Raw genomic sequence first — 8,417 nt, 5'->3', positions numbered from 1 at the left:
CGTACAGAATCTTGTTCGGTCAAGCTAACTTCTAAAAGCCGAAACGCCCTATTTTTCGTTCTCACTCTTCCTTGTCTACTGGTCTACCTGTCTTCCTTGTCTTACCTCAACCCCAATCTTAAAAAACCTACCCTTATGAGGATGGGGTGAGGGGGAGCAGGGGGAGATGAGGAAGATGAGGAAGATGGGGAAGATGGGGAAGATGGGGAAGTTGTGAGTTAACTCAAAACTCTACCTTACCCTGTTCCCTATTGCCCATTGCCTATTACCCATTGCCTATTACCCATTGCCTATTGCCTATTGCCTATTGCCCATTGCCCATTGCCTATTGCCTATTGCCTATTGCCTATTGCCCATTGCCTATTGCCTATTGCCTATTGCCTGTTCCCTGTTCCCTGTTCCCTGTTCCCTGTTCCCTGTTCCCTAACAAATGACATAAGACAAATGACGAATGATCAATCCCATACGTCAATGGTTACTGCCCAAGCGACGTTTGGCGATCGCAGAAGCTTGTTTAATTGGGGTGGTTTCTGCGCTATCCGCCGTGTTACTCCAACACAGTATTGGTTGGCTCGGTTCATGGCGGGTTCAAACTTCTGAACAATATCCACCATTTTTAGTGTTACCCGCGTTCGGATTGGTATTGGGAGCGCTGTCTGGATTCTTGGTTGAGTATTTGGCTCCCGATGTTACGGGGAGTGGTATTCCCCAAATTAAAGCCGCCCTTGGAGGGTATCCCATCGCTCTTGATTTGCGGGTGGCGGTGGTTAAACTCCTGAGCAGTATTTTCGCGATCGCCGGAGGACTGACCCTGGGACGCCAAGGACCGACGGTGCATATTGGTGCGGCGTTAGCGGCTCAGTTTAGCCGTTGGTTTCCCACATCTCCTAGCCATCGACGACAGATTATTGCAGCAGGTTCGGCGGCGGGTTTGGCGGCGGGGTTTAATACGCCAATTGCGGGTATTTTGTTTGTGGTTGAGGAGTTACTTCATGATTTTTCTGGGTTAACTCTGGGAACGGCGATTCTGGCTTCGTTTATCGGTGCGGTGATTTCTCGGATTTTAGGGGGGCGTAGTCTTGACCTGAATCTGGAACTGGGTGAAACCACGACCAGTTTTTCCGCCCCAGAAATTCCCTATTATTTACTACTGGGTGTTTTAGCTGGATTACTGGCAACCTTATTTAATCGCGGGATTCTATTTTCACTGACGCTACAGCGCCGCTTTCATGTCTCCTTGGCGGTAAAAATGGGGCTAGCGGGATTAATCTGTGGGTGTTTAGTTTCTCTATTACCCCCAGCGTTCCGCAATAATAGCGGCTTACGGGAGTTATTAATTACTGGGGACGCCAGTTGGCAGTTCACTAGCCTTGCTCTAGTGACCTACTTTTTTCTCGCAATCTTATCTTATGGTTCGGGCGCTCCTGGGGGGTTATTTCACCCGTCATTGGTTTTGGGTTCTGCTCTCGGTTATCTGATCGGCGTCACCAAGTTGTCGTTTCTAGGGGTTGGAGAACCGACGACTTACGCCTTAGCCGGAATGGGCGCGTTTTTTAGTGCCGTATCTAAGGTTCCGATAACCGCGATCGTGATCATCTTCGAGATTACGGCGGATTTTAATCTAGTTTTACCGTTAATGATCACCTGTGTGGTCTCTTATCTAATCGCGGATCAACTCTCCAAAGGTTCGCTTTATCAGCGTTTGTTGGAATGGAGGGGGTATGTACCCTCTAATCCAAAGGCAGATAAGGATTCATTGACGGGGTTAACGGCAGAAGATTTGATGCAACGGCAGGTAGAAACCTTATCTCTGGGAATGACCCTGGATGACGCCTTACAGATGGTGTCTCGTTCGACACACCAAGGCTTTCCCGTGGTCAATGGGGGGACGCTAGTAGGGATTATTAGTCAATCGGATCTCAGACAAGCGACAAAAATACAAGGTAATCCGCCCCGTTGTCCGTTTCCCGGAACCACACCTATCGCCGAGATTATGACATCGCAGCCAATCACGGTAAAACCAACGGCGAGTTTAGTTGATGTCCTGTATTTGCTCAACCGTTACCACCTCAGTCGTCTTCCCGTCACGGAAGGGCGGAAGTTATTAGGCATCATTACTCGCAGCGATATTATCCGAGCAGAATTGGATCAGCTTGATCGGACAACGACTCAGCCTCGCTCCCAATTAGAACCCTCTTATGTGGTTTATCAAACCCGATCGCCAGAAACGGGACGAGGACGGTTATTAGTTCCCATCGCCAATCCCCAAACCGCCCCAATATTAGTCAAACTCGCCGCCGCCATTGCTCGCGATCGCGACTATGAATTGGAATGTTTACAGGTGATTCTCGTCTCCCGCAGCACGTCTCCGGCAGAAACGCCAGTAAAAACCACAAAAAGTCGTCGCTTATTACGTCAGGCGGAAAAGTGGGGACGAGATTGGCATGTACCCGTTCACACTCAAATACGGGTGAGTCAGGATATTACGCAAGCGATTTTAGACACCATCAAAGAGCGACATATTAATTTGATCATGATGGGGTGGAAAGGCTTAACCTCAACCCCTGGACGCATTTTTGGCGGGGTAGTGGATGGGGTGATTCGACAAGCGCCCTGTGATGTGATGGTGGTTAAATTGGGTGAAATGATGCATCCGCCTTATGTTCCTCCCTTCTTTCAGCGTTGGTTGATTCCCATCGCAGGGGGTCCCAATTCGCAACGCGCTTTGGAATTTTTGCCAGCGTTAATTCCCTTAAGTAGTAAGCCACCTGATATTCGATTATGCCAAGTCTTTGATCCAGAAGATACGATTACGGATACAACCGCCATAGAAGAAGCTAGCGACTTTTTAAAGAAACAAATCGAGGGTCGGATTCGCCGGATTCCCATTCGTGCCAGTGAGGTTTCTGATGCGGTGGTTTATATCGCCAATAACCAATTATGCGATGTCGTGGTTTTAGGCGCAAGTCGGGAAGGGCTATTACAGCTAATGATTCAGGAGAATATACCCGAAGCGATCGCGCGGCGGGTGAAGAGTACCGTTATTTTAGTTCGCAGCGTGACATAATCTGTCCACCTACTTAAAAGATTAGATTCCATCGACGGGTATTATAGAACGGGAAACAAAAAATAAATTTCACCAACTCGTTATGGTACAAATTATTCAAGCCCAAGATATAGATTTACGCTATCTCATCGAAAACTATAGACTCCAACGGGTTGAAGACAACCAATTCTTTCCAGAGTGGCAGGAAGATTTACCCGATCTATCTGATTCCGACAAACAACAATTAGACAAAGTAAAAGCGGGTTATCTCAATCTGCTTAACTATCCACCCTTACTAGAGGATGTGGTGAGAATGGATGTCTTAGACCCTATTCTCTTCATTGGTGATTTTTATCTGGCTCCCTTTTACGTTAAATCCGAACAATCCATTGATATTGTCGAGGAAGATGATGGCGTAATTATCAGGGGAAGAATTGATACATTAGTCTTAAAAAACCAGCTTTGGGTCATGGTTATCGAGTCGAAACGAGCTTCCTATTCCATTGAAGCCGGACTTGCCCAAATGTTGGCGTATATGCTAGGAAATCCCAATCCAGAAAAACCTAGCTATGGCATGATTACCAGTGGAGGAACATTCATATTTGTCAAATGTGTTCAGGAAAACTATCCCAAATACGCGACATCAAACTTGTTAGCGACTCGCAACCCTGGAGATTTGTACAGCGTTCTCAAAATTTTGAAGCGCTTAAGTCAAATTGTAATTAGTAGTTAACCTTATTCAATCTGAATCAGACTATGTTGACCCTGCGGTGTATTTTTTTGAATAATTTCTCCATTGATAAATTCTGATGGTGGTTGAGTTTCTGGGAGTTTTTGAAACTCCTCTAAACTTAAGGGTTGAGTGGCTGTTGTCTGATGATTTATACGCAAAGGATAACTCCTAGTATTAGCTTACCATTGATCAAACGATGTTGACTTTATAATCCAGTCCCTACCTTGCGGACGCAAGGCAAGTGTAGCAGCGATTTGAATCGCCAGGATTCTGATTATTTTTTCCAGGGAAGCTTTGTCCCCATCTCCGTTAGCGCTGAGAAGACTAAATAGAGGATGAGACAGCTAACACCTGCCAGAAAAAGAACTAAATCATTATCCATAATTGGAACCTATATCGTTAAATTAAATGAGTCCTTAATTATATATATCAGGGCGCAAGGATGGTACCCCTACTGGCGTGACACAGCTAAAACAGTGGAATAGATTTCACCATCGAATAGGGCGCACGTCTGTGCGCCCCTACGGTTTCGGATCGTAATTCTAATTCATAAAATAAGGTGTGCCACGCCCCTACATTGTCCTGTGCCATTAGTAATGGAGAACCGCCATACTTGTGTAGATGTAACTTCTCCAATAACATTATTCAACGTTTCTTCTTCGATCCAGAAGACCGACTGTTACTACTGCCAAAACCAGAGGAACGATTTCGGGATGAACTTGGCTTCGGTTTCGATTGGCTAGACTGCCTTAAATTACTACTTCCATAACCCGAACCCGTGGTTCTGCTACCTGATGAAGACGGGGAGGAACTTGTTGAGGAACCTGTCGATGTTGGTGCAGATTGAGTGGTTGTGGCTGGATTTGTTGTTCCCGGTGAAGCTTGAGGCGTTCTCGATTTATCCGTTGGTGTTGATGGAGTTGTACTGGATGAATTCGTGGATGCGGGTGAGGTTCTCGGCGTTGTGGTTTGACTCGTGGTTGACTTCCGCAAGACTCCCGATGTGCGTAACTGATTGTTCCGTACCGCAGGTGGTGGTGTGTCGTGGCTGCTTTTGTATTTTGCAACCGCTTGGTCATAACTTGAGGCATGATAACCACTATGCAGCACTTGACCGGATTGATAGGGGGGTGGAATATAATAGCGAGGAGAATAAAAGTCCAGTTCAATCTCAATCTCCCCGTCACTCTCAAAGGGTTGCCAATAGGTTGATTCCTCCCGCACAATTACCATTTCATTGTTCCCGGCGGGTTCGGTAACGGCGTGGATATATTCAATCTGAAACTCTGGACTCAAATGCAAAACTGCTTGGTTATTCTGCATTTGTAGATAACTTTGTTCCCCGGCGTTGAGTTCCTCTGGCGTCAGGGGGATCATTTGCGGGTTCGTGGTACTGTACACCGGGGGAGTGGAATTCATTAAAAATAAGGTATACTGCCCATTGGCGTCATTGTAGGTCACTTGCTGGAGAGGATACTTCCCATCTGTGAGTCGAGTCTGAGACGATACAGTGTTAGTGTTCTGCTGTCCTACAGACTGAGAATAGTTAGTTGAATCCTGACAAGCCACTGTTGTCCAACACAGCGCGACACTGAGAAGAACGGGAGTAAATTTGCCGAACGTTCGACGTGGCGTACCCATAACCCCTGCTAAAGAATTTTTCATGGTTCCTATTTTAACTCGTGATTATTGGGAGATGGTTTAACCCAAAGCAAACCTGGAGTTCACTCCTTGTTTATGACTCAGGATGTGGTGTTCAATTATATAGCGGTACTAAGACAGGTTAGGACATTCTTTACTGTTCCCTGTTCCCTGTTCCCTGTTCCCTGTTCCTTCCTGGACTAACTGATGTCCTTTCCGTACCTCGTAGTGCTATATGTGCGATCGCCAGTGTCGTTACATTTCTTAACCAACGTCACCTGCCCCCAATCCTGATAATTTCTTGACAACAAGACACCTATAGTATCCTGATTTCGGGTCAGGCGTCCAGAATAGTGAAGAGAAAACGGATGGAAGAGTAATCGCAATCCTCACATCGATCTAGCAATTTGTAGGAAAAAATGAATAAACGACTATTGAGTGTCAGCCTCCTGTTCCCGATTTTACTGCTTGAGGCAGGTCACAGTTTAGCGCATTCTGGAAGCATAGCAAATCAAGCGTTCGTATTTTCCAGCTCTCGCCCGAGAACGTCTCAGGTTACACTCGATAGGCAAGAGTCTCCCCGATTTTTCCTGGCTGCTAGGAAAGAAAAACCCAAAACCTGTCGGTGGGCGGGTTATTGTGACGACGAGGATAACCAGGATAATGCGACAAGTGCGATCGCGTGGCGAGATGCCGTGTCTTTCAACGACAATAGAATCAGGACGATGAGGACTTATGGGACTAGATCTACCGAGATTTTATAAAGCGTGCAATCCAAGCAAGCCCCTAACCGTAGGGGAAGTTGAAGATCAGCAGTATTATATTGATTTTTCCCCAGTGAGAGGGAATCGAATTATTCAGTCACTGCGACGCACCATTGCCTTAATTTCCCCCGATGAACCCACTTGCCAACTGTTTACAGGTCATATTGGCTGCGGGAAGTCCACCGAATTGCTGCGACTCAAGGCGGAGTTAGAAAAGCAGGGCTACTATGTAGTTTACTTTGAGTCCTCCCAAGACTTGGATATGGCGGATGTCGATATTACGGATATTCTCCTCAGTGTAGCGGGTCGGGTCAGTGAAAGTTTAGAAGCGATTAAAATTAAACTCAAGCCGGGTTATTTTGCCAATCTATTTAGTGAAATTGCCGACTTCCTGCAAACGCCGATTGAACTCAATGCCGAAGCCGAACTCTCGATTGGCATTGGTAAAATTACCGCTAAAACCAAAGAAAGTCCCAAACTCCGCCGCCGCTTACGGGAATATCTAGAACCCCGTACCAGTGGTATTTTAGAATCAATTAATACCGAACTATTAGGACGGGCAACCACGGAACTGCGGCGACGGGGAAAGGCGGGGCTGGTGGTGATTGTCGATAATTTGGATCGGGTAGATAATCGTCCACTTCCCTCAGAACGCTTACAACCTGAATACTTATTTATTGACCGAGGTGACCAATTACGGAAACTGAATTGTCACGTTGTTTATACCCTTCCTCTATCGTTAACGTTTTCCAATGATGTAGAAATTCTGAAAAATCGGTTAGGAGGTGGATTACCGCCGACTATTTTACCCATGGTTCCTGTGCGCGAACGGGATGGATCAGAATGTCAGGAAGGGATGAATTTGTTGCGGCAAATGGTCTTAGTGAGAGCATTTCCCCACCATACCCCAGCCCAACGATTAGCCTTACTTCCCGAAGTCTTTGATAATACTGAAACCTTAGATCGTCTCTGTCAAATCAGCGGTGGTCATCTGCGAAATTTACTGGGACTTCTATTTGGCTGTTTGCGACAAATGGACCCCCCAATCTCGCGGGATTGTCTAGAAGGCGTAATTCGTGAAAGTCGGGATTACCTCACCTCATCCATTGATGATGAGGAGTGGGAGTTGTTGTTTCAGGTGGTACAACAACAGACAGTCAAAGGAGACGTGGAATACACCACTCTACTCCGTAGTATGTTCGTCTATGAATACCGCGATCGCTATGGGAATTGGTTTTCCATTAATCCGGCGCTAGAAGAGACGCAGAAGTTTCAAGATTGGTTGAGAGAAAACACCTAAAATGGCTGTTGCTGTAATCCTGGTTAACAGTAATTGTAGGGGCGGGTTTAGGGATTCAATTAGGATAAACACCGCAAATAAAACAGCGAAACCCGCCCTATCCCCACCGCCAGATAAGGAAATCTATCCTAATTTTCCACGCGATCGCACGCCAATCACCCCAATCCTGTAGGGGCGGGTTTAGGAATACAATCATCACACACACCGTAAACAATACAACTTGCACCCGCCCTAATCCCCACCACCAGATGACGCAATCTCATCTAATCCCCGGCGCGATCGCATCCCCATTTTCCCAATCCTGTAGGGGCGGGTTTAGGGATTCAATCATCACACACACCGCAAACCAAACAACTTGCACCCGCCCTCTCCCCACCACCCGATAAAAAAATCCCGCCTAATATTCCACGCGATCGCACGCCAATCACCCCAATCCTGTAGGGGCGGGTTTAGGGATTCAATCATCACACACACCGCAAACCAAACAACTTGCACCCGCCCTCTCCCCACCACCCGATAAAAAAATCCCGCCTAATATTCCACGCGATCGCATCCCCATTTTCCCAATCATGTAGGGGCGGGTTTAGGAATACAATAATGATACACACCGTAAACAAAACAACAAAACCCGCCCTAATCCCCACCACCAGATGACGCAATCTCATCTAATCCCTGGCGCGATCGCATCCATTAATCGAATGTTTTCGGTGATGCAGGGCGGGTTTTGTATAAACGTTATTGGTTTCCCTGTCAACTTTGTCCCTAAACCCGCCCCTACAGATTAATCGAATCTTATGGGTGACGCAGGGCGGGTTTTGCATGAATGTTATTGGTTTCCCTGTCAATTTTGTCCCTAAACCCGCCCGTACAGATTAATCGAATCTGATGGGTGATGCAGGGCGGGTTTTGCATGAATGTTATTGGTTTCCCTGT

The 8,417-nt window shown here is 46.6% G+C and carries 7 protein-coding genes and 1 pseudogene; 5 read left to right on the top strand and 3 right to left on the bottom strand.

The genetic code is table 11. The annotated features are described in order from the left end of the window. Nucleotides 1-286: 286 nt before the first annotated feature. The 3 genes from RIE73_RS21880 to RIE73_RS21870 all read left to right on the top strand — a co-directional run bounded on the left by RIE73_RS21880 (nucleotide 287) and on the right by RIE73_RS21870 (nucleotide 3,779). A complete protein-coding gene (locus RIE73_RS21880) occupies nucleotides 287-427 on the top strand; it encodes a hypothetical protein (protein WP_446403198.1) in 141 nt (46 codons plus the stop codon). A gap of 24 nt (nucleotides 428-451) precedes the next feature. Next, nucleotides 452-3,067, top strand: coding sequence for a chloride channel protein (locus RIE73_RS21875; RefSeq protein ID WP_446403197.1), 2,616 nt, complete (start codon nucleotides 452-454; stop codon nucleotides 3,065-3,067). Between the two features lie 82 nt (nucleotides 3,068-3,149). Beyond that, nucleotides 3,150-3,779 (top strand): restriction endonuclease subunit R, encoded by a 630-nt coding sequence (locus tag RIE73_RS21870; protein ID WP_446403196.1) that lies wholly within the window; start codon nucleotides 3,150-3,152, stop codon nucleotides 3,777-3,779. 5 nt (nucleotides 3,780-3,784) lie between these two features. Here RIE73_RS21870 and RIE73_RS21865 read toward each other — a convergent pair. Both RIE73_RS21865 and RIE73_RS21860 read right to left on the bottom strand, forming a co-directional pair. Then, nucleotides 3,785-3,931 (bottom strand): annotated as a pseudogene (locus RIE73_RS21865) (Uma2 family endonuclease); the annotation flags it as partial. A gap of 493 nt (nucleotides 3,932-4,424) precedes the next feature. Next, nucleotides 4,425-5,444 (bottom strand): hypothetical protein, encoded by a 1,020-nt coding sequence (locus RIE73_RS21860; protein ID WP_446403195.1) that lies wholly within the window; start codon nucleotides 5,442-5,444, stop codon nucleotides 4,425-4,427. Nucleotides 5,445-5,839: 395 nt separating this feature from the next. On the opposite strand from RIE73_RS21860, the gene RIE73_RS21855 reads away from it, so the two are divergent. Further along, on the top strand, nucleotides 5,840-6,184 hold the full coding sequence (locus tag RIE73_RS21855) for a hypothetical protein (protein WP_446403194.1): 345 nt from the start codon (nucleotides 5,840-5,842) through the stop codon (nucleotides 6,182-6,184). Next, nucleotides 6,156-7,484, top strand: coding sequence for an ATP-binding protein (locus RIE73_RS21850; RefSeq protein ID WP_446403193.1), 1,329 nt, complete (start codon nucleotides 6,156-6,158; stop codon nucleotides 7,482-7,484). The genes RIE73_RS21855 and RIE73_RS21850 overlap by 29 nt, the downstream gene beginning before the upstream one ends. A gap of 464 nt (nucleotides 7,485-7,948) precedes the next feature. Here RIE73_RS21850 and RIE73_RS21845 read toward each other — a convergent pair whose 3' ends face one another. Then, the gene (locus tag RIE73_RS21845; RefSeq protein ID WP_446403192.1) at nucleotides 7,949-8,149 is read right to left on the bottom strand and encodes a hypothetical protein; all 201 of its coding nucleotides are present in this window, start codon (nucleotides 8,147-8,149) and stop codon (nucleotides 7,949-7,951) included. Nucleotides 8,150-8,417: the final 268 nt, after the last annotated feature.

This window comes from Coleofasciculus sp. C1-SOL-03 (assembly GCF_040220555.1).
In the GTDB taxonomy this organism is placed as follows: domain Bacteria; phylum Cyanobacteriota; class Cyanobacteriia; order Cyanobacteriales; family Coleofasciculaceae; genus Coleofasciculus.
Note: the sequence above shows the minus strand (reverse complement) of the source record. Positions and strands in the feature narration are given on the sequence as shown.

Excerpts from the sequence above, each read along its gene's own strand:
- RIE73_RS21875 (WP_446403197.1), top strand. The coding sequence starts at position 452 with ATGATCAATCCCATACGTCAATGGTTACTGCCCAAGCGACGTTTGGCG.
- RIE73_RS21870 (WP_446403196.1), top strand. The coding sequence starts at position 3,150 with ATGGTACAAATTATTCAAGCCCAAGATATAGATTTACGCTATCTCATC.
- RIE73_RS21860 (WP_446403195.1), bottom strand. The coding sequence starts at position 5,444 with ATGAAAAATTCTTTAGCAGGGGTTATGGGTACGCCACGTCGAACGTTC.
- RIE73_RS21855 (WP_446403194.1), top strand. The coding sequence starts at position 5,840 with ATGAATAAACGACTATTGAGTGTCAGCCTCCTGTTCCCGATTTTACTG.
- RIE73_RS21850 (WP_446403193.1), top strand. The coding sequence starts at position 6,156 with ATGGGACTAGATCTACCGAGATTTTATAAAGCGTGCAATCCAAGCAAG.
- RIE73_RS21845 (WP_446403192.1), bottom strand. The coding sequence starts at position 8,149 with ATGAGATTGCGTCATCTGGTGGTGGGGATTAGGGCGGGTTTTGTTGTT.